Genomic DNA, 26,197 nt, shown 5'->3' with positions numbered 1-26,197 from the left:
ACCTATCTCCTCACAGTCTCAGCAGCACGTCGAGCAACTCCTTGACGGTGGAGATGACGCGTGCGTTGGCGGCGTAGGCGCTCTGGAGTTCGATCAGCGTCGACATTTCCTGGTCGACATTGACCTTGGTGTCTTCGAGAAAGCGGCTCTGCACGGCCGAGAAGGCGACCTGCTGGCCTTCGTCGAGGCGCTTGGCCTGCTCGCTCGCCTGGCCCTGCCCGGCGACGACGCGCTGGACGAGGCTCGAGATCGTGCCGGTCGAGGTTGCGGTCGAGCCGTCGAAGCCGGTCGCGTTGGTGAAGCTGCGCTGGCTCGAGGTCAAGCGGTCCAGGAGGAATTTCGGACGGGTCGTGTCGCCCTGCGGCGTTGCCGGGCTGGTATTGAAGACGACCAGGCGGGAGCGATCGGCGATCAGGTCCGGATTGACGGTGATGCGCGAGGCAAAGCCAGCCGACTGAGCGCCGCCCTCATAGGAGCCGGTATAGACGCCATTGTTGCGGCCATCGACGAAGAAGGGCAATTCGCCCGTGCCGCCGGTCAGCGAGGTCTGGGTCGGGCGCGAAGTCAGGCCGACGACATCGCGCGTCGCGCCAGCGCCGTCATCGACGATGCGCAGCACCGAGCCGGTGTTCGATACCGTGAAACCAGGGCCTATGGCCGCCTGCATCTGCGCCGCGACCGAGGCCGGACCACCGGAGAAGTCGATGCCGATGACGCGGTTGTTGGCATCGCCCTGGGCCGAGGCCGGCAGCGGCAACGACGCCGCCGACTCGACCCGCACGAAGGTGAAGCGCTGTGTCTGCCCGCCCGGCGTGACCTTGTAGTCGAGGGTGACCGAATTGCCGGATTGCAGCCCGGCAAGGTCGACGTCAAAGCCAGTGGCGGCGCCGGCGGTCACCGCCGTGCCGGCGATCTCGCGGTCGGAGAGCGCGCTCGACAGCTGGGCCGCGATCTCGTCGAGCTGCTTCTGAGCCTGCACCAGCGTCTTGTCGCGCAGTTCGACCAGCGCCCCGATCTCGCCGGAGCGGAAGGTGTTGTTGGCGATGGCGTCGAAGCCGTTGCCGTTCAGGTCCCGGGCGACGATCGTGCCGACGCCACGCTGGGCGGGATCGCTGCTCCATTGCGATTGCGGGCCGATATTGGCGCGAGCATCGAACTCGAACTTGACGGTCGGCCGGCCGTCGAAGAGCTGCGTGCCCGAGGCTGTGGTGATGCTGAGTGAGCCGTTCGGGCGCTCGTCGGTGCGGATTTCGACATATTGCGACAGCTCGGAGACGATCCGGTCGCGCTGATCGCGCAGATCCGCCGTGCCGGAAGTCTGCTGGGCGTTGACGATGCGCGCGTTGACGTTGGTCAGCTGGTCGAGCAGCTCGTTGACGCGGGTCACTCCCGCGCCGATACCGGCCTCGGCCTGGCTGCGCTGCTGCTGTACGCCCTCGGACAAGCCGCGCAGGCGGCTGGCGAGCTGGCTCGCCGCATCGAGCACTGCTGTGCGGTTGGTATAGGAAGACGGGTCATTCTGCAGCGCCTGCAGCGAGCTGGTGAAGCTGCTGTACATCGAGTCCAGCGCCGTCTTGCTGCCCGGCGCGCCGTACAGCTGGTCGAGATTGGCGAAGACCTGGGCGCGGGTCGAGGTATAGGCCGCGCCCGAGCTCTCCTGCAGCAGCTGATGCTGGACGATGCGGTCGAGCAGGCGCTGGACGTTCGGATTGCTGACCCCGACGGTGCCGCCGGAGATCGAATCGACGCTCGAGACATTGCGCCGGACATAGCCGGGCGTGCCGGCATTGGCGACGTTCTGCGAGACGACGCCGATGCCGATCTGCGAGCTGTTCAGCCCGGAAATGGCGGTACCGAGCGCGGTATTGAGACCCATCGTCAACTCCTGTCGTCTCGGCCCAGCCCTTCTGGGCTGTCAGGACCAGGCTGCGTTCAGCCGTTCAGCGGATGATGTTGAAGACGTCGCGCAGCATCTCCTGCGCTGTGGAGATCACCTTGGTGTTGGCCGAATAGGCCTGCTGGGTGACGATCATCTTCGAGAACTCGTCGGCGATGTCGGTGTTGGATTGCTCGACATTGCCGCCGATCAGCGCCGCGGTACCGAGGCCGACGATCGGAGCGCCGGACTCGATCGTCTCCTCGAAGGCGCCGCCATCGAGGCGTTTCAGCGCATTGCCGGCGTTGAAGCGGGCGACCGCAATCTGCGCCAGCGCTACGACCTGGCCGTTGCTGAAGGTGCCGATCACCTGGCCCTCGTTCGAGATCGAGACCCGGTCGAGCGTGCCGGCGGTGTAGCCGTTCTGGCGGATGCTGCGGGCATCGATCTGGCCGCTGGTGTCGCCGTTCTGGGTCAGGCTGGTGCCGTTGGTGACAATGCTGATCGGCGCGGTGGCGGGAGAGATGGCGTTTCCGCCGATCGTCATGGGCGGGATGGTGATGTTGCCGTTGACCGGAAACGTCATCTTGCCTGTGTTGTCGAAGGTGACGTCGGTATTAACGTTGCGATAGGCGACGGTCGCGCCGGTCGCGCCGGTGTTCTCGGCGATGAACAGGTTCCAGGTGTCGGGGGTTCCAGGTGCCGGAGTGGTCGTGGCATTGGAGATCTTGGCCCAGCGCAGCTCGACGCTCGTCGCCTTGCCGAGCGTATCGTAGACCGTGACCGAGCCGCCGGGGATCGAGCGGTTGAGGAAGGTGGTCAGGTCGCTGCCGACGACGGTACCGGTGCCACCCGACGCCGTCGTGCCAGGATTGGTACCGAATCCCAATCCTGCGCCGCCTCTCAGCAACTCGGAGCCAGCAGTTGCCGTATTGGCCTGGTTCGTCTTCGGATAGGCCGGGATGTTAGCGCTGTATTCGATCTGGGTCGTCGCCTTGGCCGGAAACTGGTCTTTGGTGATACGCAGCACATCGGGCTGGCTGCCGATCACCTGGCCGGTGACGGGATCGATCTTCTGGCCCTTGAGGTAGTAGCCGGCGCCGTTGACGAGGTAGCCGTCGGCGTCGAAGTCGAAATCGCCGCGGCGGGTGTAGAGATTGCTGTTGGCGAACTGGGTCGAGGCACCGACGCCGCTCTGGCGCTGGTCGACCACGAAGAAGCCATCACCGTTGATCGCGGCATTGGTGTCGATGCGGGTGGCGTTGAGGTCGCCCTGGATCGTGTTGGTGGCGCGGCTATAAGAAGCGACTGAGCCGGCGATCTGCCGGTTCAGCGCCGAATCCGGCACCAGGTCCGAGAAGCTGGTATCGACCCGCTTGAAGCCGGCTGTGCGCGAGTTCGCGATGTTGCCGGAGATATTTTCGAGGGCATAGGACTGGGCCTGCATGCCCGTCACCGCCGTCGTCAGCGCACTGAATACACCCATCGCAACCTCACCCTGGTCATCCGACCGGACAGCGCCCCCCATGGGCGGCATGTCGAACCGAGGCTGAGTTTGCACGGCCTGTGCCAGTGCTAGGCGCCAACTATTTCAATGGCTTGGATGGTTTTCGAATGGTTTCCCGACGATTCCGACCGGGCAGATTCGTCCACCGCCGGCAAATTCTGCCGGGCTCAGTTATCTTTGCCGCCCCAGCCGGAAAGATCGCCGGCGACGTCCGACAGCCCCGGCGGCTTCTCCTCGACGAAGGGCAGCGGGCGGCAGACCGCGATGGCGGCGAGCCCGATCCGCGCGGTCAGCAAACCGTTCAGCACGCCTTCGCCGAGCTTGGCCGAAAGCCGTGCCGCCAGCCCCTGGCCCAGCACCTGCTGGATGACGGCATCGCCCGCCGCAATGCCGCCGGTGACGACGAGATGGCCGAGCACCTGCCGCGCCAGTCGGAGCAGGCCGAGAGTGCCCGGGCGGCCGGCATAGACGGTGGCGATCGCCCGCAGCAACCGGGCGCAGGCGATGAGCACAAAGACGACATCGACCAGCGCCCGCGGGCTGACCGCAGTCACAAGCGAAACCCGCCGCGCCGCCTGCGCCACCTGCGCCTGCGCGAGCGCATCGAGCGGCGCGAGCAGGCTGCGCTCGGCGACGGTGAGCAGGTCGCGGGCGGCGAGCAATTGCGGCGTGTGGGCCGAGAGCTCCGCCCTGCCCTTCGCAGTTTCCGGCCGACCGCTATAGAGCTTGTCGAGATCGGCCGCGACGGCGCGCGCCTTGGCGAGATCGCTCTCGGCGAGTGCCGCGACGGCGCGCTCGCGCAGCGCCTCGACCCGCCGCTCGCGCAGGATATCGCGCAGGACGCGCAGCAGCATGACCAGCAGCGCCAGCGCCGCCACACCGGCGCAGACCAGCGCCGCGATGCCGACGGCCGGATTGAGGGCGAGCAGCCACCTGATCGTCTGCTCGGCCCAGACAGTGACGGACAATGCCAGCAGCCCCGACAGCGCCGCGACGAACAGGCTGCCCCAGCTGAAGCGGCGGCGGCGTGCCGCCACCGGAGCCGATACGGCCTCGGGCTCGATTGGCTCGACCTCCGGCACAACAGCGACATCGCCGCGCTCGCCGCAGACGGCGTCCTCGGAGGATCCCTCCCGCGGATCGAGGCGTATGGCGCGCGGTGCCTTGCTCATGCTCGCCCCTCCCTCACGCCAGCCGATCGCCGATCAGGAATTCCAGCGCGCGGTCGAGGCGGATCTGCGGCGGCGGCGCGTGGCGCCCGCCGGCATCCGGCTTGACCAGCGGCGGCCGGAAGCGCGGCGCCCGTACAAGCCAGCGCGGCGCATCCGGATCGAAGATCGCCTCGGGGCGCTCCGGCAGATCGCCGGGAAAGATCGCAGCCTCCGTCTGGCCGTCGAAGACCTCGCCGTCGACGACCTCGCCCGCCTCGGGCACGCCGGCGATGGCCGGCAGCTCCTCGCGGCCTTCGCGGATGCGGACCTCGCGCGTGGCGCGGATCGCGGCGAAGGCCATCGCCTCGACCTTGGCGCCCGCCCCTTGCGCCCGTGCCGCGGCGCGCGAAACCAGATGCGACATCACCCCGGCGAGGCGGTCATGGCTGGTATGATGGAGATGGTCGGCCTTGGTCGCGGCGAACAGCACCTTCTCGATCCGCGGCGCGAACAGGCTCGACAACAGGCTGTTGCGGCCGACAGCGAAAGCGGAGAGCGCCTGGCCCAGCGCAGTTTCGAGGTCGGCGAGCGCCGCGGGGCCGGCATCGAGCGCCGCCAGCGCATCGACCAGCACGATCTGCCGGTCGAGCCTGGCGAAATGCTCGCGGAAGAACGGCCCGACCACGATGCGCTTATAGGCCTCGAAACGCTCGGCCATCAGCCCGGCGAGCGTGCCGGCCTGCGGCTGCGCGCCCGGGGCAAGGTCGAGCGGCGCGAAGGTCAGTGCCGGCGAGCCTTCGAGGTCACCCGGCATCAGGAAGCGGCCAGGCGGCGTCACTGCCACCGCTTCAGGATCGGCGCGCAAGGCGGCGAGATAGGCCTTGAAGGCGTCGCTCGCAGCCTCAGCCGCCAGCTCGTCCGCCGGCCCGGCCGGCTCGCGTTGCTTCAAATCGTCGAGCCAGGACGCCGCGATGGCGAGCCGGTGGGTCTTGCGCGCATCGGCGACAGCCTGCGCCGACCAGCCGGCATAGTCCTGGCCGATCAGCGCGAGGTCGAGCAGCCACTCGCCAGGATAGTCGACGATGTCGAGCGTCAGCGTCGCCGGACCCTTGAACCAGCCCTGCGCCCGCTCGTAGTCGATTTCGAGTCGGAGTTCCGAAATGCGGCGCGTTGAGTCCGGCCAGCGCCGATCCAGTCCTGACAGCGCGGCGCGATGCGCCTCATAGGGAAAGCGTGGAATCTCGGGATCGGGCTGTGGCACCAGCCTGACGCGGGCGATCCGGCCCTCGGCCGAAGCCTTCAGCACCGGTAGCTTCGCGCCTTCGACCAGATTCTGGATCAGCGCAGTGGTGAAGACCGTTTTCCCTGAGCGCGACAACCCGGTGACGCCGATGCGCAGACGCGGTCGGGCTAAGCCCAGCAGGCTGTCGCCGAAGGCGAGCGCGGCATTGCGCGCTTCGTCGAGATAGGAGCCGGACGCCATCAGGCGATCCGCATCATTCGTCGGGGCCTTCGCCGAGCGAGGCCGGCGTGACGAAACGGTCGAGCCGGCCGCCGCGCAGGGAAAGATCGCGCCAGTCCTCGATGGAAAAATCGATCACGGCGAGCCCGCAGGTCGGATACTTCTGCGCCATCCGCGCTGCGGCATAGCGATCGCCATGCCCGGCGAGCTTGGCGGCGAGCTCCTCGAAACCGGGATTATGGCCGATCATCAGCAGCGTGCGGACTTCGGGCTCGGTCTCCTGCACGACGTTGAGCAAGCGCTCGGGCTTGGCCTCATAGATGCGTGGCTCGTAATGCGTCGGCGGCTTCTCCGGCAGCATCGGCTTGACCAGCTCCCAGGTCTCGGCCGTGCGCTTGGCCGGTGAGATCAGGACGAGGTCGGGCAGCAAAAGCTCCTCGGCGAGATAGCGGCCCATGACCGGGGCGGCTTCGCGCCCGCGCGTGGCGAGCGGGCGGTCGCGGTCGGCGGTGTTGGCAGGCCAAGCCGATTTGGCGTGGCGGAGAAGCATCAGGCGGCGCATGGCCGCCATCTAACCACGGCTGGCGGGATTTGCGAGAGGCATGGGCGTGGAAGCCCGCACCGCGGCGAGCAACATGTCCATGAGCCGGCCCGAATACAGCGTCAGCAGGCGCTCTCGTCCGCCCGGCTGCATTTCAAGGGGCGCGAGCTGGCCATCGATCAGCATGGTCGAGAAACCATGGGTGATCGACCAGACGAACAGGATTTCGGCGAGGTCGGCATCGCCGCCATAGCTCGACGGCAGGCGCGTCAGCACCTCTTCCCCATCGACATCTCGCCCAAGCGCCAGCTTGGTTTCCCGGACCAGGATGCCGAAGGCCCGGACGGCGGCACGGCGCAGATCGTCGTCTCCGCTCTTCAGGCCTAACCGTCCGAAGACGACGCGGAAGCGGCCGGGCCGCGTCAGCGCGACCTCGAGATAGCCCTCGCAGATCGCGGCCAGCCGATCGCCGCCGGACGCCTCCGCTTTCGCGACAGCCGCCTCCATCGTCTGCGACAGATCGTCGAAGCCAAGCGTCGCGATCGCCGTCAGCAGGCCGACGAGATTGCCGAAATGATGTGCTGGCGCCGCCGGCGAGACGCCGGCCCGGCGGGCGCATTCGCGCAAGGTGAAGCCGCCGACGCCCTTCTCGGCCAGCACCGCCTCAGCCGCGTCGATCATCGCCTGGCGCAGATCGCCATGATGATACCCGCCCCGCTTGATCACCTCGCCTACAGCCATCGCAACGCCCCGCCCGCGCTTGTCAAAATCAAACTTGACGCCGTTAAGATAACGCAATAGGACAGCGCCGCAACTGAACAGTGTCAAGATAGGAGTGCACGATGCCTCTCAGCTTGGACGATGCCTTCACCCGCGCCGGCCAGCTTGCGATGCTCGGCTGGCTCGTGCTGATCCTGCTGCCGCGCTGGCGCGGTATTTCGGCGGCCCTCGCCGGCTGGATCATCCCGGCTCTGCTCTCGCTCGGCTATGCCGTGCTGATCGCCGTTTATTGGCACGACGCGAAGGGCGGCTTCTCCTCGCTCGATTCGGTTGCGGCCCTGTTCGCCTCGAAGCCGTTGCTGCTCGCCGGCTGGGTCCACTACCTCGCCTTCGACCTCTTCCTCGGCAACTGGATCCTGCGCCGTTCGCAAGCGGAGGCGATTCCGCACTGGCTGATGCTGCCGGTGCTGCTGATGACCTTCCTGTTCGGCCCGGTCGGCTTCGTCGCCTATCTTTTGCTGGAAGCCTGCTTCCGCCTGGCGCGAGAGGATCGCATCGCCCGGCTCCAGGCCCGCTTGCCGGCGTGGCTGCCCGATCTCGAACTCGAACCGCGCCTCACCGCTGCGGCCTTCGCCATGCTCGCTCTGGCGGTGCCGACCCTGTTCGCCTGGCTGATCGATATCAGGCAGTTCCAGGGCGTCGACACCTGGATCAAGCCGCTGAAATTCGAAATCTCGGTCGCCTTCTACCTGCTCACGCTGGCGCTGTTCCTGCCGCTCGCCAGCGAGCGCTTCCGCGCGTCCTGGGCCGGACGCTACATCGTCTGGCCGGTGATCGTGCCGATCATCCTCGAAGTGCTCTACATCGCCTGGCGCGCCTCGCGTGTCGAAGCGTCGCACTACAACAGCGACAGCGCGCTCGGCGCCTGGCTCTACACGCTGATGGGCATCGGTGCCGTGATGTTCACGGTCGCGCCCGGCTTCCTCGCCTATGGCCTTTCCCGCCGCGACGCCGCGCCGATGCCGGATGTCGTGCGCTGGTCGCTGGTCGTCGGCCTTGCCCTCACCTGCGTCTTCGGGCTCCTGAGCGGTGCTCTCCTCGGCTCGAGCCCGACCGGTCACTATGTTGGCACGCAACCGGCCCTGCATCCGACCATTCCGTTCTTCGGCTGGTCGCTGACGATCGGGGATCTGCGCATAGCGCATTTCCTTGGCCTCCACGCTTTGCAGATCATTCCGGCGATTGGCGTGCTGCTCTGGCTGGCGACGCGTCAGACCAGAGCTGGCCTCATCGCGCTCGGTACGGTCTCAGCCGCCTACGCCGCCATCACCACGGCGGCGCTCGTCGCGGCGCTGCAGGCGCGCCCGCTGCTCGGACTCAGCTGACGGTCACTACGCATCATCGCCATCGGGCCCAGGCGCAAGATCATCGGCGCCCGGCTCGTAGCGCAGCAAATCTCCCGGCTGGCAGTCGAGCACCGCGCAGATCCGCGTCAGCGTGTCGAAGCGCATGCCGCGGACCTTGCCGGATTTCAGCTGCGAGACCTGCTGCTCGGTCAGGCCGATGCGCTGGGCGAGTTCCTTCGAGCGCATCTTGCGGCGCGCCAGCATGACATCGAGTTCGACGATGATCGGCATCGCGCTGCCTTATACGAACTGGGCGTTTTCGTCGGCAATTTCTGTGGCCGCCGTGAAGACGTGCCCTAGCGCCAGAAAGCCGAGCAGAAAGAGCAGGATCAACAGATCCTGCGGATTGAGGGCGATGCTGACCAGGCGATGCCCGGCCGGAAGATGCGCGGAGACGACCGCCGACAACAACGGCCGCACGAGGATATCGGCCCCTTGCGCGCAAAGACCGAACAGGGCGATCCGGCGCAGCCAGAGCGCCGCCTCACGCGTAAAGATGCTGCCTGCGAGATAACCGGTGAACAGCCGCCAGACGCAGTAGCAGGTGAACGCCGTCAGCGACCAGATCGCGAGGCTGAGCCCCAACCCGGCGATGCGCTGCCAGCCCTGCATGCCGGAAAGGTCCGCTCTCAGCCACGCACCATAGACACGCACGGCACGGCCCTCCTCACCCCAGACCTGCAGGACGACGACCAGGATCCAGGAGGCGTAGGCCAGAGCAGCCCAGCGTGTGAGGTGGCAGAGCCAGCCGATTCGGCGGCGAAGGCGCGTCTGAGGGGTGTCGGCCGCAATGGCGCTCATGGCAATAAACTCCAAAGTCGACAAGATTGAACGGCGAACTCTCGGGCAAGCCGATCGCGATGAACGGCTAGCTCAGGACGTCGGAGACGCAAGGCGATGTCCTGCTGATGCGCGATTTCGACCGCAAGGAAGCCATCCGCAGCTTGCGACGCCGTGCCGGAAGCGAAGCTCAGAGGCATCGCCCAACGCCTAAACGAAGCTCCGATTCTCGTCCGCGAGCCGGACCGCCTCCTTGAGCACCAGCCCGAAGGCGACCAGCGCAGCCCCGGCCGCCAGCACGCCGAACGTCCCGGGATCGAGCGTGATCGCCAGCTGCTTCTGGCCTGACGGGTTGTCGAAGGTCAGCGCCACGCTCTGCACCGCACGTGTCAGCGGCGTCGCCACGCCCATCGCCGTCAGCAGCCAGCCGATCCGCACCAGCCGCTGCGCGTTCTCCTCCTCCAGCACCTGGCCGCGGCCGAACCGGCCAAACAGGTTTGAGAGCCGCAACATCGCGGCAATGAAGAGGCCCGCAGGTACGAGGCTGATCGTGAGGGCGGCCCAGTAGCCGCGCACCGAGAGCGGACCGACCGGGGCGCTGACCCCGATCGTGCTGCGGGCATAGGCGGCGAGTTGCTCGGGATCGCGCCAGAGCCAGATCGCGCCGACGGCCATCAGCGCCGCCGCTGCGATGCACAGGATGCGCGCGACCGTACTCACGCGGCGTAGCCTCGCCATGGCGGATCGGCTCTGGGCGGAATTCGGTACGGCTGCCATTTAATTTCACTCCGCGATTGACAAAATTAAACTAAGAGATGAATTTCTGAATGTCAAAACCATTTCATCGAGAGCCGTCATGCGCATCGCCCTGCCCGCAAATCTGCTGATTTGCTCTCTGCTCGCCGGCTGCGGCCACGTCCCGCTGACCTCGCTGCCGAAGCTGTCGAAGATCGACATGAAGACGACCGATCTCGCGCAGCTGCGTGCCGGCATCAGCCTGCCGGCCGATATCCGCACGCTTCCCGGCGGCGTCACCATGACGCTCGTCGCTCTCCCGAAGGATGGCGGCCGGCATGAGCGCAAGGTCGTGCTGGAGGAGGTGCGCGACGCGGTCGAGCTGGCGAAGCTGCCGGCCATGGCTTCACCGGGACGCCGCTTCACCGTGTTCAGGCTGAGCTCGGCCGACGCCGCGCGGCTCGGCGCCTTCCGCGAGGAGATGTTCGCCGGGCCACAAAACAGCGGCAATCGCGGCAGCCTGGCGCTCGGCGCCGACAAGGCCTGCCGGCTCGGCGAGCTCTCGGGCAAGCCGATCACGATGACGGGCTATCTCCGGACATCGGAGACGCAGGATTACGTCCTGCTGCTACGCGACTTCGACCTGAAGGAAGCCGTCCGCGAGATCGACCCGAAGGTCGATCTCGCCACTGCGATCCCGCCTTGCGACTCGATCCAGGCGAAGCTCAGCGGCTCTCCCGCCGCACCATGAAGGCGAGCTTCTCGAACAGCGAGACATCCTGCTCGTTCTTGAGCAGCGCGCCGTGCAGCGGCGGGATCAGCTTGCGCGGATCGCGCTCGCGCAGCACCTCGGGGCCGATATCGTCGGCGACAAGGAGCTTCAGCCAGTCGAGCAGCTCCGAGGTCGAGGGCTTCTTCTTGATGCCGGGCACCTCGCGCACCTCGAAGAACAGGCGCAGCGCCTCCTCCATCAATCGCTTCTTGATGCCGGGGAAATGGACCTCGACGATTCTCTGCATCGTCTCGGCATCAGGGAAGCGGATGTAGTGGAAGAAACAGCGACGCAGGAAGGCGTCCGGCAATTCCTTCTCGTTGTTCGAGGTGATGATCATCACCGGCCGCTGCGCCGCGCGGATCGTCTCGCCGGTCTCGTAGACATGGAATTCCATGCGGTCGAGCTCGAGCAGGAGGTCGTTCGGGAACTCGATATCGGCCTTGTCGATCTCGTCGATCAGCAGCACCGGGCGCACGGGCGAGACGAAGGCCTCCCAGAGCTTGCCGCGCTTGATGTAATTGCCGATGTCGGAGACGCGGGCATCGCCGAGCTGGCTGTCGCGCAGGCGGCTGACCGCATCGTATTCGTAGAGCCCCTGCTGCGCCTTGGTGGTCGACTTGACGTGCCAGGTCAGCAGCGGCGCGCCGAGCGCGGCGGCGATCTCCTCGGCGAGCACGGTCTTGCCGGTGCCGGGCTCGCCCTTGACCAGCAGCGGCCGCTCCAGCCGGATCGCGGCATTGACCGCGACGGTCAGGTCCTCGGTGGCGACGTAAGAAGCGGTGCCGGTAAAGCGCATGCGAGGCCCTTCATATGGCTGCTCCGCGGCCATGCTGCCGCCGCGAATATCATCGTGCTTAGAGGTCAGTCGGCGGAGGGGCAAGTTTTCGTCAGCCCGGCGCGTGATTTGGTTTGTGTTGCAAGGCTTTACCAAGCAAAGCTTCGAGATCAGCAGCTTCGCTTGATTCTTCGAGGGTGACGTGGCCGGGACGATCGATCCTTCCGCCTATCGCGATGCCGTGGTCGTGCTCGCCACGGCCGGCGTGATCGTGCCCTTCGCCAAGCGTTTCCGGGTCAATTCGGTCGTCGCCTTCATGGCTTGCGGCGCCTTGCTCGGCCCCTACGGTCTCGGCGGCCTCGCCGCCAAGATTCCCTTCCTCGGCGCGATCACCGTCTCGAATGCGGAGGCGCTCGCCGGCCCGGCCGAGCTCGGCGTCGCCTTCCTGCTCTTCGTCATCGGGCTCGAGCTCTCCTATGAGCGCCTGATGACCATGCGCCGGCTGGTCTTCGGGCTCGGCCTCGGCCAGGTCGCGTTCTCGGCCACCGCGATCAGCGCCATCGCCTATGCCTTCGGTCAGCCGGCGGCTGCGGCCCTGCTGATCGGCACGGCGCTCGCCTTGTCCTCGACCGCGATGGTGGTCGAGCTGCTCTCCGCCCATCGCCGCATGACTTCCTCGGCCGGACGAGCCAGCTTCGCCGTCCTGCTCTGCCAGGACCTTGCGGTGATCCCGTTGCTCTTCCTGGTCAGTGTGCTCGGTGCGCAGAATGGCGGCTCGCTGATCGCCGGCCTGACCCAGGCACTACTACAGGCGGTCGCCGCGGTCGCTGCCATCATCGTCATCGGCCGCCTCGCCATGCGCCCGCTCTTTCGCCTGGTCGCCTCGACCGATTCATCCGAGAGCTTCATGGCGGCGACCCTGCTCGTCGCGCTCGGCACAGGACTGATCGCGGCCGGAGCCGGCCTCTCCATGGGGCTCGGCGCCTTCATCGCCGGGCTGCTGCTGGCCGAGACCGAGTATCGCCGCGCCATCGAAGTGACGATCGAGCCGTTCAAGTCGCTGTTGATCGGCGTCTTCTTCCTGACTGTCGGCATGAGCGTGAACCCGGCTGCACTTGCGGCCCAGCCGGTCGCGATCCTGAGCATCGCCGCCGGGCTCTTCCTCGCCAAGGTGGCGATCACCTTCCTGCTTGCCCGCTACTTCAAGCTGTCACGGTCGACCGCGCTCGAAACCGCGATCATGATCGGTCCCGGCGGCGAGTTCGCCTTCGTGCTGCTGACCGCCTCCGTCGCCGCCAAGCTGGTCGACCAGAACGCTGCGGCGCTCGTGCTCGCCGGCGTCTCGCTGACCATGATCTTCCTGCCGCTCGCCGCCCGCATGGCACGGAAGCTCTCGGCGCGCTTGGCGCCTGCGGTGAACCTGCCGACGGAAGCGAGCATCCTGCCGCCGGACGATCACGCACCGCGCGCCATCGTCGTCGGCCTCGGCCGCGTCGGCCGGCTGGTCAGCGAGATGCTCGAACAGCACAAGGTGCCCTACATCACCATCGACGCCGATCCCTCGCTCATCGCGGCGCAGCGCCGGGCCGGCCGTCCGGCCTTCTACGGCAACGCCACCAAGCCGGATTTCCTGCGGCTCTGCGGCCTCGAGGAAGCGACCGCGCTGATCGTCACCATCGACAATCCCCGCGCCGTCGACGAGATCGTCGCAGCAGCACGCGGTGTGCGGCAGGACCTCATCATCGTCGCCCGCGCCCGTGACGCCAAGCACGCGCGGCATCTCTACGAGCTCGGGGTAAACGACGCCGTGCCGGAAACGATCGAGGCCAGCCTGCAATTGTCGGAAGCCGCGCTGGTCGGCCTCGGCGTGCCGATGGGCCTCGTCATCGCATCGGTGCATCAGCGGCGCGATGATTTCCGCAGCGAGCTCAAGCCGGCGAGCGCGCCGCAGCCCGCTCTGCCGCGTCATGCCCGCTCACGCAGGCTGTGACTCCGCCCACTTGAGTCGATCTATGCGAATTCTTTTCGCTCGTTCGGCTCGAGCCGCACGGAGAGCGTAGTCGGCGCCGCTCCCAACTCGGTGCGCGCCGTCTTTCCGGACACTGCAGCCTGCATCGCCCGGCGCATATGGCCGTAGAACTGCTCGGCGCTGCTATGCCAGCTATGATGCGCGGCGAGTTCGAGCCCGGCCTCGCGCGGCAGGCGCAGCGCCGCGAGTGCGGCACTTCGCAGATCCTCGTGCAGTACCGCCGCCTGGCTGCCGGCGAAGACGTCGCTCGGCCCCTGCACCGGGAAGGCCGCGACCGGCAGCCCGCTCGCCGCCGCCTCAAGCAGCACGATACCGAAGGTGTCGGTCAGGCTCGGGAAGACGAAAACGTCAGAGGACGCATAGATCGCCGCCAGCTCCTCGCCCTCGCGCGCGCCAAGGAAATGCGCGTCGGGGAAGGCACGCTTGAGGTCGGCGCGAGCCGGCCCGTCGCCGACCACGACCTTGCTGCCGGGCAAACGCAGCGACAGGAAGGCTTCGAGGTTCTTCTCGACCGCTACCCTGCCGACGCTGAGGAAGATCGGCCGCGGCAGGTCGAGCACGCTCTCGGGCCGCGGATGGAACAGGGAGAGGTCGACGCCCCGCCCCCAGCGCAGGATGCGCTCGAAGCCATGGGCGCGCAGTTCCGCCTCGACCGTGGCGGTCGAGACCATCACGCCCGCCGCCGACCCGTGGAAGCGGCGCAGGAAACGGTAGCTCCAGCTTTCAGGTATCGGCCAACGCGCGGCGACATATTGCGGGAAGCGCGTGTGATAGCTCGTCGTGAAGGTCCGCTTCTGGGCGAGGCAGACGGCGCGCGTCAGCCAGCCGATCGGCCCTTCGGTCGCGATATGGATATGGTCGGGGCCGAATTCGGCGATGCGCCGAGCTACATGCCGGCGCGTCGCCAGCGCGATGCGGATATCGGGATAGGACGGCAGCCCAACCTGCCAGAAGCCTTCCGGCGTCAGCATATGCGGGGTGACACCGAACTCCGGCGCCGCCTCGACCATCCGCTCCAGCGAGCGCACCACGCCGTTGATCTGCGGCCGCCAGGCGTCCGTCGCGATCAGGACGCGCATCACGCTGCCTCGACGAGGCTCGGAACTGGTGCGGGGCGTGTCGCAGTTGGCGCCGGCAATGCCGGCTTCTCGCCCTTCAGCCGGTGCTGCGGCCAACGCACGATCTCGAAGCGGCCATCGTCGTGCTCGACCACGGCCGTGCAGCTTTCGACCCAGTCGCCGGTGTTGATGTAGGTCAGCCCGCCGATCTCGCGCTGGGCGGCATGGTGGATATGGCCACAGATCACGCCATCGGCCTTGTGCCGGCGCGCCTCGTCGGCGAGGCACTGCTCGAACTCGCCGATATAGTTCACCGCGTTCTTGACCTTGTGCTTGGCCCAGGCCGAGAGCGACCAGTGCGGCAGGCGCAAGACGCGGCGCACGCGATTGATGCCGTGGTTGAGCACGAGCGCGACCGTGTAGGCCCAGTCGCCGAGCAGGGCGAGCCATTTGGCGTTGCGCACGACGAGGTCGAACAGGTCGCCATGGATCACGAGCATGCGCTTGCCGTCAGCGGTCTCGTGGACGATATCGTCGACCAGCGTGATGCCGCCGAACTGCAGGCCGGTGTAGTCGCGCAGGAAGTCGTCATGGTTGCCGGTGACGTAGACCAGCTTCGAGCCCTTGCGCACCTTGCGCAGCAGCTTCTGGACCACGTCGTTGTGCGACTGCGGGAAGTACCAGCCGCTCTTCAGCCGCCAGCCGTCGATGATGTCGCCGACCAGGTAGATCGTTGGCGCGTCATAGGCGCGCAGGAACTCCAGCACGAGATCCGCCTGCGCTCCGCGCGTGCCGAGATGCAGGTCGGAGATGAAGATGCTGCGAACCTGCTTGGCGTCGCTATCGTCGCTCATGCTCGCTGGCCTATCTATTGCGATGCCTCCGGCGTGTGTCTGATTTGCACTACGCTTTGATGACGCGGCGCCAAAACCATGCTTTGCCTCCCCTGACAGGAACGAGACCTTTCCGGGAGACGACAATGGATCTGGGTATCGCCGGCCGCACGGCCATCGTTTGCGCCTCGAGCAAGGGGCTGGGCCGTGGCTGCGCGCAGGCACTGGCCGAAGCCGGCTGCACCGTCGTCGTCAACGGCCGCGACGCCAAGACACTGGAGGAAACCGCAGCTGCGATTCGCGCCAGCACTGGCGCCACCGTGATCGCCGTCGTCGCCGATGTCTCGACCAAGGCGGGGCAGGACGCGCTGCTCGCCGCGGCACCGAATCCCGACATCCTCGTCAACAACAATGGTGGCCCGCCGCCAAAACCCTTCCGCGAAGTGACGCGCGAGGGACTGCTCGAAGGCGTGGCGCAGAACATGGCGACGCCGCTAGAACTGGTGCAGCGCGTGGTCGACGGCATGATCGAGCGGCGCTTCGGCCGCATCGTCAACATCACCTCGGCGAGCGTGCTGACCCCGCTGACCGGGCTCGATGTCTCCTCCGCCGCCCGCGCCGGTCTGACCGCCTTCCTCGCCGGGGTGGCGCGCGAGATCGCCCATGCCAACGTCACCATCAACAACATCCTGCCCGGCGTGTTCGACACGGACCGGATCAAGACCGCGACGAACAAGGTCGCCGAGATGCAGGGCATCAGCATCGAGGAAGCAACGAAGCGGCGGCTCGCTGCTGTCCCGGCCGGCCGCCTCGGCACGCCCGACGAGTTCGGCAAGCTCTGCGCCTTCATTTCCAGCGCCCATGCCGGCTACATCACCGGCCAGAACTTCCTGATCGACGGCGGCTCGTTCCGGACGAACTTCTGACATCAAGCCGGCCGGGTCGCGTCAAGGCGCGCCCCGGCCCCACCTCCAGGACCAGCCCACGACCGATGACCATCGCCTATCGACGCGCCATCCCCGAGGACACGCCCGCCTGCGTCGTCCTGCGCGGCAGGACACGGGAGAACGCCTTCTCGGTCGAGCGCCTCGCAGAAGCGGGTGTCACGCTCGAGAGCTGGCAGGCCGCCATCGCCGATGGCAGCCTGCCAGGCCATGTCGCGACCGAGGGTGATGAGATCGTCGGCTACTGCTTCGGCGAGCGCGAGACCGGCGAAATCGCCGTGCTGGCGCTGCTGCCGGAGCACGAAGGACTGGGTGTCGGGAAGACCCTGCTGAACCTGGTCGTCGCGGAATTCAGGGAGCTGGGTCTCGCCAGACTGTTCCTCAGCTGCTCATCCGATCCGGCCGTGCGCTCCTATGGCTTCTACCGGCATCTGGGCTGGACCTCGACCGGCACCTTCGACGACCGGGACGACGAGATCCTCGAATATCGCTTGATCTGAGCCGGTTCGATCGCCTCCCACATCGCGCCGGTCCGCTTTGCAACATCGGTGCTTGGAACGGCTCCACGCTCGTGGTCTAAGGAATGGAAGTCTTGCACAAGACTTCCATTCCTCCTGCCCGACCTTTTAGCCTTGTCACCGCTCCTCGGCATCAGCCTCAAGCTGCTTTCGGCCCTGTCGTTCACGCTGATGTCGGCCGGCATCAAGACGCTGGCCTCGCGCTATCCGACGGGAGAGCTCGTCTTCTTCCGCTCGTTCTTCGCGCTGATCCCGCTGATGATCTGGCTGGCCTGGCGCCATGAATTCCCCGAGGCGCTCAAGACGAGCAATCTGCGTGGCCATCTCAAACGCGGCGTCATCGGCTCGACCGGCATGTTCCTCGGCTTCGCCGCCCTGCATTTGCTGCCGCTCTCGGACGCCGTCGCAATCGGTTACGCCGCGCCACTGATCGTCGTGGTGCTGGCGGCGCTGATCCTGAAGGAGCGTGTCCGCATCTACCGCTGGACCGCCGTCGCCGTCGGCTTCGTCGGCGTGCTCTTGATGCTCTCCCCGCATATGGGCGCACAGGCCTTCGGCCATGGCCTCTCCGGCGGCCCGGCCATCGGCGCGCTGCTCGCGCTCGCCGGCGCCTTCTGCTCGGCCTTCGCCTCGATCGAGGTCCGGCTCCTGACCCATACCGAGAAGACCGGCGCCATCGTCTTCTATTTCATGTCGCTGACCTCGCTACTCGGTCTGCTGACGCTCGCACTCGGCTGGACGGTGCCCGACCTGAAGGACTTCGTCCTCCTCGTCACCATCGGCGTGCTCGGCGGCCTCGGCCAGATGCTGCTGGTCCAGGCCTATCGCTATGGCGACGCCTCGCTGATCGCCCCCTTCGAATATTCGACGATGATCTGGGCGACGGCGCTCGGCTGGTTCGTCTTCGGCGAATGGCCGGTGATTGCCGTGCTCATCGGCTCGCTCATCGTGATCGCCTCGGGCATCTACGTCATCCTGCGCGAACAGCAGCTCGGCCTGCTCAAGAAGGAAACCCGCGAGGCCGGCCCGACCCGCTCCGTTTGAACCCACTCGACTTGCCGCTTGGAGCGATCCAAGGCATTGTCCGCTTAGACAAACAATCGTTCTCTTTCCCAAACGGGCCAATTCCGAAACGGGCAAGAGGCGACGGCAGGCAAGAGTGCAATGGGTATCGAAACCAGGGAACGTGGCGGCCGCGAAATAGAATCCGGCGCCCAGGTCATCTCCGGCCAGCTCGGCAAGACGATCCAGCGGTTGCGCAAGGCCTATAATCTCTCGCTCTCGGAGCTCGCCGAGCAGTCCGGCGTTGCCAAGTCGATCATCAGCCAGATCGAGCGCAACGAGACCAACCCGACCCTGGCGACGATCTGGCGGCTGTCGCAGGCGCTCGACGTCTCGATCGAGCGTGTGCTCTCGACCAATGAGGAAGAGGCGTTCATCGAGAAGATCGCCCGGCCCGACACGCCGATCCTGGTCTCGGAGGACGGCAAGCTGCGCCTTGCCATCATCGGCTGGATCAAGACCGTCGAATGGCTGCAATGGTACGAGGTCAGCGCCGAGCCCGGCGGCGAGCTCGATTCGGAAGGCCACCAGCGCGGCTCAATCGAATCGCTCTCGGTCAGCGCCGGTGAATTCGAGGTCGAGGTCGGCGGCATCACCCAGCGCGCCAAGGCCGGCGAGACCCTGCGTTATCGCTGCGACCGCCAGCACGTCGTCCGCTGCGTCAGCGGCCAACCAGGCACGGCCTTGATGGTCTGCATCCTCAAAGCGGCGGTGATGGACTAACGGCTGTCCGTCGAGACGGCCCGCCTACCCACCCGCTGCCTTCTGCGGCCGCGGCGGCCCCTGCACCGCCGGCAGCGACTTCAGATATTCGGCCATCGCCAGCCGATCGGCATCCGATAATTGCGCCATGTTGCGCACTACCGCTGACATTGTGCCGCCGACACTGTCGAAGCTCGGCGTGAAGCCGCTCTTGAGCAACTCGGCGATCTCGGGCTTCGACCATTTCCCAAGGCCGCCCTCGGCCTGGGTGATGTTCGGCACCCAGCCCTTGCCCTCCGGATCGGGACCGCCGGCAAAGCGCGTCGCCTGGACGATCGCGCCGAACTGGTTGCGGCTGGAATGGCATTCGGCGCAATGGCCCGGACCGTTCACCAGATAGGCGCCGCGATTCCACTCCTCACTCTTGCTCGGATCGGCCTTGAACGATGTCCCGTCGAAGAACAGCAGTTTCCAGCCGCCAACGGCACGGCGAATGTTGTAGGGGAAACCGAGCTCATGGCCGGGCGCCCTGCCCTCAACCGATGGCAACGTCCGGATATAGGCGAGGAGATCGGCAACGGCCTTGGGCGGCATCAGCCGGTATGAGGTGTAGGGGAAAGCCGGATAATAGTGCTGGCCCGAAGGTGAGACGCCGGCGGTCATCGCCTGGATGAAGTCAGCCGTGCCCCAGTTACCGATGCCGTCGCGCGTATGCGGCGAGATGTTCGGCACATGGAACTTGCCGAAGGGCGAGTCCAGCACCAGCCCACCACCGAGCCGTGTCTTGTCGTCCTGGCCCGGCGTGGCATGGCAGGAGGCACAGCCGCCGGCTGCGAACAGCAGCTTGCCGTTCTCCAGGTCGGGAGCCGGCAACGTGCCGATCTCGGGACCAGGCGAGACCACACGCGGATCGGTGAGGACGAAGAAGCCGGCAGCGCCGAGCGCAATGAAGACCAGGAGCGTGATCAGCAGGCGGCGCATCGGTTCCTCATCAAGTTGTCCCTGGCAAACAACGCTCGTATTGCGACCCGGTTCGCTCCGGATGCCATCGACACGAATAGAGCGGGCCTCTGCAAAGAAGCCCGCTCCTTAGATCAGGTCAAATCGGCTGGCGTCAGACCGCCATCACTTCTTGATGCGGTAGGTCTCGTGGCAGCCGCCGCAATTCTTGGTGGCGTCGCCGAAGGCGGTGCGGAAGCCGGCGAGATCGGTCACCGCAGCGCCCTTGCCAGCATCGCCCTCGAACTTGGCGAAGGCGGCCTTGAAGCCGGCCTGGTCTTCCCAGATCTTCGGTGCCGCCGTGGTCTCGCCGCCGGTCTTGGCGGTGTCCGGATAGAGGCCCGGCATCTTCTTGGCGGCATCGCCATAGGCCTTGAACACCGCCTGCGCCTTGGCGGCGTCGAACGGCGCCTCGCCCTTGGCCATCGCCGCACCATCGCGTGTCGCGGCGCCGACGGCCTTCATCGTGTCGCGCCGCTCGGCGATCGGATTGGCCTGGGCCAGAACGGCAGAGACACCGACGGCGAGGCCGAGGGCGACGAAAGCAGAACGAAGCATGCGCGGGAATCCTCCGGAAGACAGGCGCCGAACAGGCGCTGTTTTGAACTCTTCCAGATCAACGTATGGGCACGACAGCGCCAAGTCGCATTGTCGTGAATATCATTGCAGAAGCGCAATCAGCGCCTTGCGTCAAAGCGGATAGCCCGCCTGCTTCAGCGTCGCGAACACCTTGGCCGGCGTCGCCGGCATGTCGATCGCCTTGACGCCGGCAGCCCGATCCAGTGCATCGACCATGGCGTTCATCACCGCCGGGCAGGCGCCGATCGCACCGGCCTCGCCCGCGCCCTTCACGCCGATGGCGTTGGTGACGCAAGGCACGTTGCGCGTCTCGAAATGGAAGTTCGGGATGTCGATCGCACGCGGCAGGGCGTAGTCCATAAAGGTCGCGGTCAGCATCTGACCGGAATCGTCGAAACGAATCTCCTCCATCAACGCCTGGCCGATGCCCTGCGCCGCGCCGCCATGAACCTGGCCCTGCAGCATGATCGGGTTCAGCGTCACGCCGAAATCGTCGACCACGACATAGTTCTGGATCTCGGTGCCGCCGGTCGCCGGATCGACCTCGAGCTCGACCACATGGGTGCCGTTCGGATAGGTCGCCTCCGGCGGGGTCCAGCTCTGGTTGACGCTGAGCTGCTCGGCCTTGGCGCCCGGCAGATTGGCGATCGCCTTGAGATCGAGCTTCTTGTCTGTGCCGACGATGCGGACCGCGCCATCGACGATCTCGAGGTCGCCGGGGCTGGCTTCGAGCGCCTCCGAGGCGATGCTCTTCAGGTTGTCGGCGAGGATACCGGTCGCCGCATTCAGCGCCGCACCGCCCACGGGAATCGAGCGGGAACCGCCGGTACCGGAGCCGGTGGCGACCCGGTCGGTATCGCCCTGGATGACCTTGATGCGGTCCATCGGGATGTCGAGATGCTGCGAGACAAGCTGCGAATAGGCGGTCTCGTGCCCCTGCCCGTTCGACTGGGTGCCGATCAGCACGGTGACGGTGCCGTCCTTCTCCAGGATCACGGTCGAGCTTTCCGGCCCGCCGCCGCCGCAGGCCTCGATATAGCAGGCGAGCCCGATGCCGCGGATCTTGCCTGCCTTCTGCGAGGCTTTCAGGCGGCTCTTGAAGCCCTTCCAGTCCGCCACCTCCATGGCGCGGCGCATATGGCCCTCGAACTCGCCGGAATCGTAGACCGGGCCGGTCTGCGTCTTGTGCGGCATCTCGCTCGGCTTGACGAAGTTGAGCGCGCGCACCGCATCCGGCGTCTTGCCGGTCTCGCGCGCGATCGCATCGACCAGCCGCTCGATCAGATACGCCGCCTCGGGCCGGCCCGCACCGCGATAGGCGTCGACCGGCGTGGTGTTGGTGAAGACGCCGCGGAAGCGGACATGCACCGCCGGGATATTGTAGCAGCCCGGCGTCATCGTCGTGCCGACCCAGGGGATGAAGGGCCCATACTGCGAGAGATAGGCGCCCATATCCGCGGCGAGATCGACCTTGAGGCCGATGAACTTGCCGCGCTTGTCGAGCGCCATCGTCGCGGTGCTGAGATTGGCGCGGCCATGGGTATCGGCAAGGAAGTGCTCGGTGCGGTCGGCGACCCAGCGCACCGGCCGCTTCAGCATCTCGGCCGCGACCATGGTCAGCGGGTATTCGCGGTACATGAAGATCTTGGTGCCGAAGCCGCCGCCGACATCGGGGGTGATCACCCGGATGCGGGCCTGGTCGACCTTGAGGATGTAGTCGGCGAGGATCTCGCGCGTGCCATGGCTGCCCTGGCTGCCCAGCGTCAGGGTCCAGCGCTTGGTCGCCTTGTCGTATTCGGCGATGCAGGCGCGCGTCTCCATATAGTTGGAAGCGAGGCGGTTGTTGACGATGGTCACCGAGACCGTCCTGTCGGCCTTGGCGAAGGCGTCTTCGGTCTTCCTGGCGTTGCCCTGCTCGGCCTCGAAGGCGACATTGCCGTCGCGATCGGGCCAGACCTGCGGCGCCTTGGCTTCGAGCGCCTCGGCGATGCCGGTGATCGAGTGCAGCGTCTCGAACTCGATCTCGATCGCCTCGGCGGCGTCGCGCGCCTGGTCGAGCGTCTCCGCGACGATGAAGGCGATGGCTTCGCCGACATGGCGCACCGTGTCGGTAGGCAGCACCGGCACCGGATTCGGTTTCACATCCTCGCCGGCGATGTCCTTGATCAAGCCCTTGCAGGGGATGTCGCCGAGATGGGCGACATCCTCACCGGTCAGGATCAGCTTGACGCCCTTGCGCTTCCTGGCCGTCTCCTTATCGATGATCTTGAAGGTCGCATGCGCATGCGGCGAGCGCAGCACATAGGCGTGCAACGCGCCCTCGACGGCAGTGTCGTCGGTATAGCGGCCGGTGCCGGTGGTGAGGCGCTGATCCTCGACCCGCCGCACCGGCTGGCCCATCCCGAACTTCATCGGACGCATCGGCAAACTTCCTTCGGATCACTCGAATGAGAAAGACTGGCGCAGGATCGCCGCGCCGTCATCCCCGTCCACATATAGGGGCCGGGCTGCGCGGAATGCAGATGGATGGGTCTTGAAACTCAGCGGATCATGCGCGCTGCGCTGTCCGCCATGCTGACCATCATATTGTAGCTGGAGACGATCCGGTTGGCATCGCTCGCCGCCCCCTTGCGGACATCGCCCTTCGACTTGCCGAGCTTCTCGCGGAAGTCGCGCAGCGAGCCGAGCCAGGAGCTGGCCGAGGAATCGATCATCGGCACACCGGACGGGTTGCTGTCCTTGAAGCGATCCATCTCCTTGATCGCCCCGGAATAGCCGGCCAGCGCCGTGTCGAAGGCGGCGAGATCGACGATCGGCCGCTCATTGCTCGGCATCAAGTCCATCACGGCACGCGCATTGATCATGATGTTGCGCAGCTGCCAGCGGGCAAGGCGGCCCTCGCTCGCCTCGATCGCTGCGAGCTCGCGGGCGTCGATACCCTTCTTGTAGGCGTTGAGCTGCGCGTCGAACTGGGCCCGCTCGCGCAGGAAAGCCTCCGCCGCCGGCACCATCTTGCTGTGCAATTCGCGGCCCTCGGCGGCATTGTCGTCGCGATAGTCCTTGCGCTCGTAATAGCGCTCGGCCCGGGTGATCAGCGGCGCGAGCTCCTGATAGGCGGCGATGAAGCGCTTGACCGCGCCGTCGAGCTCCGGCTGAGCCGGCGCCTGGGCGGTAGCGGCCTCGGCCTTGGCGATCTCGTCCTTGACGTCATAGAGGCTGTAGAGCCCGTAGGAGATATAGCGCTCCTTGCCGGTCGGGCCCTTCTTCATGTCGACCCAGCTCTTGTAGCGATCCCAGGACTCGATCGCCCTGAGCGTCCGGTTGGCGAGCGAGGTATAGGCATTCGACTTGGCGATCGCCGCCTGCAGCTCCGGATCCTGCGCCGGTCGCTTCGCTCCGGTCTGCGGAGCAGCCTGCGCGAAGGCGAGCGGAGCTGCAGAAGCGGAGCAAAGCAGGGCTGCGAGAGAAAGGCTCAGCAGGCGGGAGGCCTTCATCAGGACACCTTCGGTCGATCGCGGCCGAGTTTGAGGCCGCGCCACGTTATCGGCGCTGGCGTGGCGGACTGCAACCGCAAGACGCGCTGGAAGCGCCTTAGTACTCCACCGGCTCGCCACGCATGGCCCAGTCCTTGAAGCCGCCGAGATAGTGGCTGTCGACGTCGAGCCCGGCGGCCTGCGCGAATTCCAGCGCCCGCAGCGAACGCACACCGGCAGCGCAAGAGAGCACGACGCGCTTGCCGGGCTCGTCCGGCAGGTCGGCCGGATCGAACTGCGACAGCGGCCGCGACACCGAGCCGGGGATATGTCCGGCTGCGAATTCGTGCGGCTCGCGCACGTCGACGAGCAGGATCGAGCCGTCGGCGAGCCCTGCCTTGACGGCGTCGATATCGAGGTCGTGTACGATCATGCCGGCTCTTCTCGTGCAGCTAGTTCAGGAGCTTCACCAGATAGAGGCTCAACGCCGGAAATGCCACGCAGATGCCGAGCCGGATCACGTCGGCGGCGACGAAGGGCAGCACGCCGCGATAGATCCGCGTCACCGGCACGTCGCGCGCCAGCGAGGCGACGACGAAGACATTGAGCCCGATCGGCGGGCAGGTCATGCCGATGCCGACCACGACCAGGACGAGGATGCCGAACCAGATCGCGATGTCGTCGCTCGGCATGCCGAAATCGAGCGCGGTCACGATCGGGAAGAACACCGGCAGCGTCAAGAGGATCATGGCGAGCTCGTCCATGACGCCGCCGAGCACGATGTAGAACAGCAGCAGGCCGACGAGCACGGTGTACGGCGCCCAGCCGGAGGCCGCGATCATCTCGGCCGCCGCCGTCGGCACCTGCGTCAGCGCCAGGAACGCGTTGAACACCTCGGCGCCAAGCAGGATCGCGAAGATCATGGCCGAGGTCTCGGCCGTCTGCAGGATCGCTTGCTTGATCTCCGCGAGGCCGAGCGTGCGCCTGAACAGGCCGATCGCCAGCATGATGAAGGCGCCGACCGATGCCCCTTCCGTCGGCGTGAAGACACCTCCATAGATGCCGCCGACCACGATCACCGCGACCGCCATCGCCGGGATGACGCCGACGAGCAGCGGCCAGCGCTCGCGCCACGGCGTGCGCTCATGCGCAGGACCGAGCGTGCCGTCGAGCCGCGTCATGATCGCGATGGTGATGCAATAGAACGCCGCCGCCATCAGCCCGGGGATCAGCGCCGCCTGGAACAGTTTGGCGATGTTCTGCTCGGTCGAGATCGCATAGACGACGAGGATGACCGAAGGCGGGATCAGGATGCCGAGCGTGCCGCCGACCGCGGTGACACCGCAGGCGAAGCCGGGGTCATAGCGGTAGCTGCGCAATTGCGGCAGCGCAGCGCGGGCGAAGGTCGCGGTGGTCGCGACCGAGGAGCCGCAGATCGCGCCGAAGCCGGTGCAGGCGCCGATCATCGCCATGCCGAGGCCCCCGCGGCGATGGCCGACGAAAGCCGAGGCCGCCTTGAACAAGTCGCCCGCCAGCCCCGAGCGCTCGGCGAAGGCGCCCATCAGCACGAAGAGCGGGATCACCGAGAGCGTGTAGTTGGCGAAGATCTGGTAAGGCGTGGTGCGGATATAGTTGAGGAAGGGCTCGAGCCCGTTGAGCTGGATGTAGCCGGCGCTGCCGACGACCAGCATGGCGAGGCCAATCGGAAGGCGCAGCGCCATCAGCGCCAGCATGACGGCAAAGCCGGCGGTCGCGAGGGAGAAGCCGCTCATTGGGGCTGCCTCAGCAGGCGGCTGGCGCTGACGAAGGCCGCAAGCGCAACGAAGCCAGCGAGCACCGCGCAGAGCGCGATCGGCAGATAGCTCGGCAGCTGCAGCACCATGGTGTTCTCGCCGCTGGCGAGCGCCGAGCGTGCCCCTACGCCGAGCCGCCAGGCGATCAGCGCCATGGCGAGGCCGTAGACGACGTCCCAGAGCGCATCGAGCCCGTCACGCCAGCGCTGCGGCAGCTTCAGCGTGAAGGTGTCGACGAAGATGTTGCCACGCTTCAATTGGCAGAGCGGCAGGAAGCAGAAGGCGGCAACGGCCGTCGCCATCTGCACCAGCTCGAAATCACCCGGCACGCCGGCAGCGCCGACGAGATCGCTGCGCAAGGTCACGCTGACGACGACCATGGTCGCGAGCGCGATCAGCAGTATCCCGCCGATGAGCGCGACCGTCTCCGCCACCGCGTCGATGCGCGATGGCGGCCTTTCCCCCATGTTCCCGGTCAT

Annotated in this window: 26 protein-coding genes; 7 read left to right on the top strand and 19 right to left on the bottom strand. The window is 66.6% G+C overall.

Features of this window, described 5'->3' with window-relative positions:
- Positions 1 to 10: 10 nt before the first annotated feature.
- From flgK to BLM15_RS31240, 6 genes are all read right to left on the bottom strand, one after another.
- Positions 11 to 1,876 carry a flagellar hook-associated protein FlgK gene (gene flgK / locus BLM15_RS02305; RefSeq protein ID WP_126109996.1) on the bottom strand — a complete coding sequence of 622 codons (1,866 nt, stop codon included), beginning with the start codon at positions 1,874 to 1,876 and terminating at the stop codon, positions 11 to 13.
- Positions 1,877 to 1,940: 64 nt separating this feature from the next.
- On the bottom strand, positions 1,941 to 3,362 hold the full coding sequence (locus BLM15_RS02300; RefSeq protein ID WP_164547366.1) for a flagellar hook protein FlgE: 1,422 nt from the start codon (positions 3,360 to 3,362) through the stop codon (positions 1,941 to 1,943).
- Between the two features lie 188 nt (positions 3,363 to 3,550).
- Positions 3,551 to 4,555, bottom strand: coding sequence for a YcjF family protein (locus BLM15_RS02295; RefSeq protein WP_126109992.1), 1,005 nt, complete (start codon positions 4,553 to 4,555; stop codon positions 3,551 to 3,553).
- 13 nt (positions 4,556 to 4,568) lie between these two features.
- Positions 4,569 to 6,017 (bottom strand): YcjX family GTP-binding protein, encoded by a 1,449-nt coding sequence (locus tag BLM15_RS02290; protein ID WP_126109990.1) that lies wholly within the window; start codon positions 6,015 to 6,017, stop codon positions 4,569 to 4,571.
- A 13-nt stretch (positions 6,018 to 6,030) separates the two neighbouring features.
- On the bottom strand, positions 6,031 to 6,546 hold the full coding sequence (locus tag BLM15_RS02285; RefSeq protein ID WP_236846495.1) for a SixA phosphatase family protein: 516 nt from the start codon (positions 6,544 to 6,546) through the stop codon (positions 6,031 to 6,033).
- Between the two features lie 21 nt (positions 6,547 to 6,567).
- Positions 6,568 to 7,278: a TetR/AcrR family transcriptional regulator gene (locus BLM15_RS31240; RefSeq protein WP_164547364.1), complete on the bottom strand. Its 711-nt coding sequence runs from the start codon at positions 7,276 to 7,278 to the stop codon at positions 6,568 to 6,570.
- 101 nt (positions 7,279 to 7,379) lie between these two features.
- Here BLM15_RS31240 and BLM15_RS02275 point away from each other — a divergent pair, with 101 nt between their 5' ends.
- Positions 7,380 to 8,642 (top strand): ABA4-like family protein, encoded by a 1,263-nt coding sequence (locus BLM15_RS02275; protein ID WP_126109988.1) that lies wholly within the window; start codon positions 7,380 to 7,382, stop codon positions 8,640 to 8,642.
- Between the two features lie 6 nt (positions 8,643 to 8,648).
- Here the strand turns inward: BLM15_RS02275 and BLM15_RS02270 are convergent, their stop codons facing one another.
- The 3 genes from BLM15_RS02270 to BLM15_RS02260 all read right to left on the bottom strand — a co-directional run bounded on the left by BLM15_RS02270 (position 8,649) and on the right by BLM15_RS02260 (position 10,163).
- On the bottom strand, positions 8,649 to 8,894 hold the full coding sequence (locus tag BLM15_RS02270; protein WP_126109986.1) for a helix-turn-helix domain-containing protein: 246 nt from the start codon (positions 8,892 to 8,894) through the stop codon (positions 8,649 to 8,651).
- 9 nt (positions 8,895 to 8,903) lie between these two features.
- Positions 8,904 to 9,464, bottom strand: coding sequence for a DUF2975 domain-containing protein (locus BLM15_RS02265; protein WP_126109984.1), 561 nt, complete (start codon positions 9,462 to 9,464; stop codon positions 8,904 to 8,906).
- 189 nt (positions 9,465 to 9,653) lie between these two features.
- Positions 9,654 to 10,163, bottom strand: a complete 510-nt coding sequence (locus tag BLM15_RS02260; protein ID WP_164547363.1) for a DUF2975 domain-containing protein — start codon at positions 10,161 to 10,163, stop codon at positions 9,654 to 9,656.
- A gap of 136 nt (positions 10,164 to 10,299) precedes the next feature.
- On the opposite strand from BLM15_RS02260, the gene BLM15_RS02255 reads away from it, so the two are divergent.
- On the top strand, positions 10,300 to 10,929 hold the full coding sequence (locus tag BLM15_RS02255; RefSeq protein WP_126109980.1) for a hypothetical protein: 630 nt from the start codon (positions 10,300 to 10,302) through the stop codon (positions 10,927 to 10,929).
- On the opposite strand, the gene BLM15_RS02250 is transcribed toward BLM15_RS02255, so the two are convergent.
- A complete protein-coding gene (locus BLM15_RS02250) occupies positions 10,904 to 11,749 on the bottom strand; it encodes an AAA family ATPase (RefSeq protein WP_126109978.1) in 846 nt (281 codons plus the stop codon). The genes BLM15_RS02255 and BLM15_RS02250 overlap by 26 nt on opposite strands.
- A 181-nt stretch (positions 11,750 to 11,930) precedes the next feature.
- Here BLM15_RS02250 and BLM15_RS02245 point away from each other — a divergent pair, with 181 nt between their 5' ends.
- Positions 11,931 to 13,718 carry a cation:proton antiporter domain-containing protein gene (locus BLM15_RS02245; protein ID WP_126109976.1) on the top strand — a complete coding sequence of 596 codons (1,788 nt, stop codon included), beginning with the start codon at positions 11,931 to 11,933 and terminating at the stop codon, positions 13,716 to 13,718.
- A 20-nt stretch (positions 13,719 to 13,738) separates the two neighbouring features.
- Here BLM15_RS02245 and BLM15_RS02240 read toward each other — a convergent pair whose 3' ends face one another.
- Positions 13,739 to 14,836, bottom strand: coding sequence for a glycosyltransferase family 4 protein (locus BLM15_RS02240; protein ID WP_126109974.1), 1,098 nt, complete (start codon positions 14,834 to 14,836; stop codon positions 13,739 to 13,741).
- Positions 14,836 to 15,669, bottom strand: coding sequence for a UDP-2,3-diacylglucosamine diphosphatase (locus BLM15_RS02235; RefSeq protein WP_126109972.1), 834 nt, complete (start codon positions 15,667 to 15,669; stop codon positions 14,836 to 14,838). The genes BLM15_RS02240 and BLM15_RS02235 overlap by 1 nt, the downstream gene beginning before the upstream one ends.
- A 125-nt stretch (positions 15,670 to 15,794) precedes the next feature.
- Between BLM15_RS02235 and BLM15_RS02230 the strand changes: the two genes are divergently transcribed.
- From BLM15_RS02230 to BLM15_RS02215, 4 genes are all read left to right on the top strand, one after another.
- The gene (locus tag BLM15_RS02230; protein WP_126109970.1) at positions 15,795 to 16,574 is read left to right on the top strand and encodes an SDR family oxidoreductase; all 780 of its coding nucleotides are present in this window, start codon (positions 15,795 to 15,797) and stop codon (positions 16,572 to 16,574) included.
- 65 nt (positions 16,575 to 16,639) lie between these two features.
- A complete protein-coding gene (locus BLM15_RS02225; RefSeq protein ID WP_126109968.1) occupies positions 16,640 to 17,092 on the top strand; it encodes a GNAT family N-acetyltransferase in 453 nt (150 codons plus the stop codon).
- Between the two features lie 132 nt (positions 17,093 to 17,224).
- A complete protein-coding gene (locus BLM15_RS02220; RefSeq protein ID WP_126109966.1) occupies positions 17,225 to 18,154 on the top strand; it encodes a DMT family transporter in 930 nt (309 codons plus the stop codon).
- Positions 18,155 to 18,274: 120 nt separating this feature from the next.
- Complete coding sequence (locus tag BLM15_RS02215) at positions 18,275 to 18,895, top strand: helix-turn-helix domain-containing protein (protein ID WP_126109965.1); 621 nt, start codon at positions 18,275 to 18,277, stop codon at positions 18,893 to 18,895.
- Between the two features lie 24 nt (positions 18,896 to 18,919).
- Here the strand turns inward: BLM15_RS02215 and BLM15_RS02210 are convergent, their stop codons facing one another.
- The 7 genes from BLM15_RS02210 to BLM15_RS02180 all read right to left on the bottom strand — a co-directional run bounded on the left by BLM15_RS02210 (position 18,920) and on the right by BLM15_RS02180 (position 26,197).
- Positions 18,920 to 19,855: a cytochrome c gene (locus BLM15_RS02210; RefSeq protein WP_126109963.1), complete on the bottom strand. Its 936-nt coding sequence runs from the start codon at positions 19,853 to 19,855 to the stop codon at positions 18,920 to 18,922.
- 144 nt (positions 19,856 to 19,999) lie between these two features.
- Positions 20,000 to 20,431 (bottom strand): c-type cytochrome, encoded by a 432-nt coding sequence (locus tag BLM15_RS02205; protein ID WP_126109961.1) that lies wholly within the window; start codon positions 20,429 to 20,431, stop codon positions 20,000 to 20,002.
- Between the two features lie 132 nt (positions 20,432 to 20,563).
- The gene (locus tag BLM15_RS02200; protein ID WP_126109959.1) at positions 20,564 to 22,873 is read right to left on the bottom strand and encodes a xanthine dehydrogenase family protein molybdopterin-binding subunit; all 2,310 of its coding nucleotides are present in this window, start codon (positions 22,871 to 22,873) and stop codon (positions 20,564 to 20,566) included.
- Positions 22,874 to 22,992: 119 nt separating this feature from the next.
- Complete coding sequence (locus BLM15_RS02195) at positions 22,993 to 23,946, bottom strand: YiiG family protein (RefSeq protein ID WP_126109957.1); 954 nt, start codon at positions 23,944 to 23,946, stop codon at positions 22,993 to 22,995.
- Between the two features lie 97 nt (positions 23,947 to 24,043).
- Positions 24,044 to 24,358: a rhodanese-like domain-containing protein gene (locus tag BLM15_RS02190; protein WP_126109955.1), complete on the bottom strand. Its 315-nt coding sequence runs from the start codon at positions 24,356 to 24,358 to the stop codon at positions 24,044 to 24,046.
- A gap of 19 nt (positions 24,359 to 24,377) precedes the next feature.
- Complete coding sequence (locus tag BLM15_RS02185; RefSeq protein ID WP_126109953.1) at positions 24,378 to 25,697, bottom strand: TRAP transporter large permease; 1,320 nt, start codon at positions 25,695 to 25,697, stop codon at positions 24,378 to 24,380.
- Positions 25,694 to 26,197, bottom strand: a complete 504-nt coding sequence (locus BLM15_RS02180; RefSeq protein ID WP_126109951.1) for a TRAP transporter small permease — start codon at positions 26,195 to 26,197, stop codon at positions 25,694 to 25,696. The genes BLM15_RS02185 and BLM15_RS02180 overlap by 4 nt, the downstream gene beginning before the upstream one ends.

The organism is Bosea sp. Tri-49 (genome assembly GCF_003952665.1).
In the GTDB taxonomy this organism is placed as follows: Bacteria; Pseudomonadota; Alphaproteobacteria; order Rhizobiales; family Beijerinckiaceae; genus Allobosea.
This window is presented reverse-complemented; position numbering and strand designations above follow the sequence as displayed.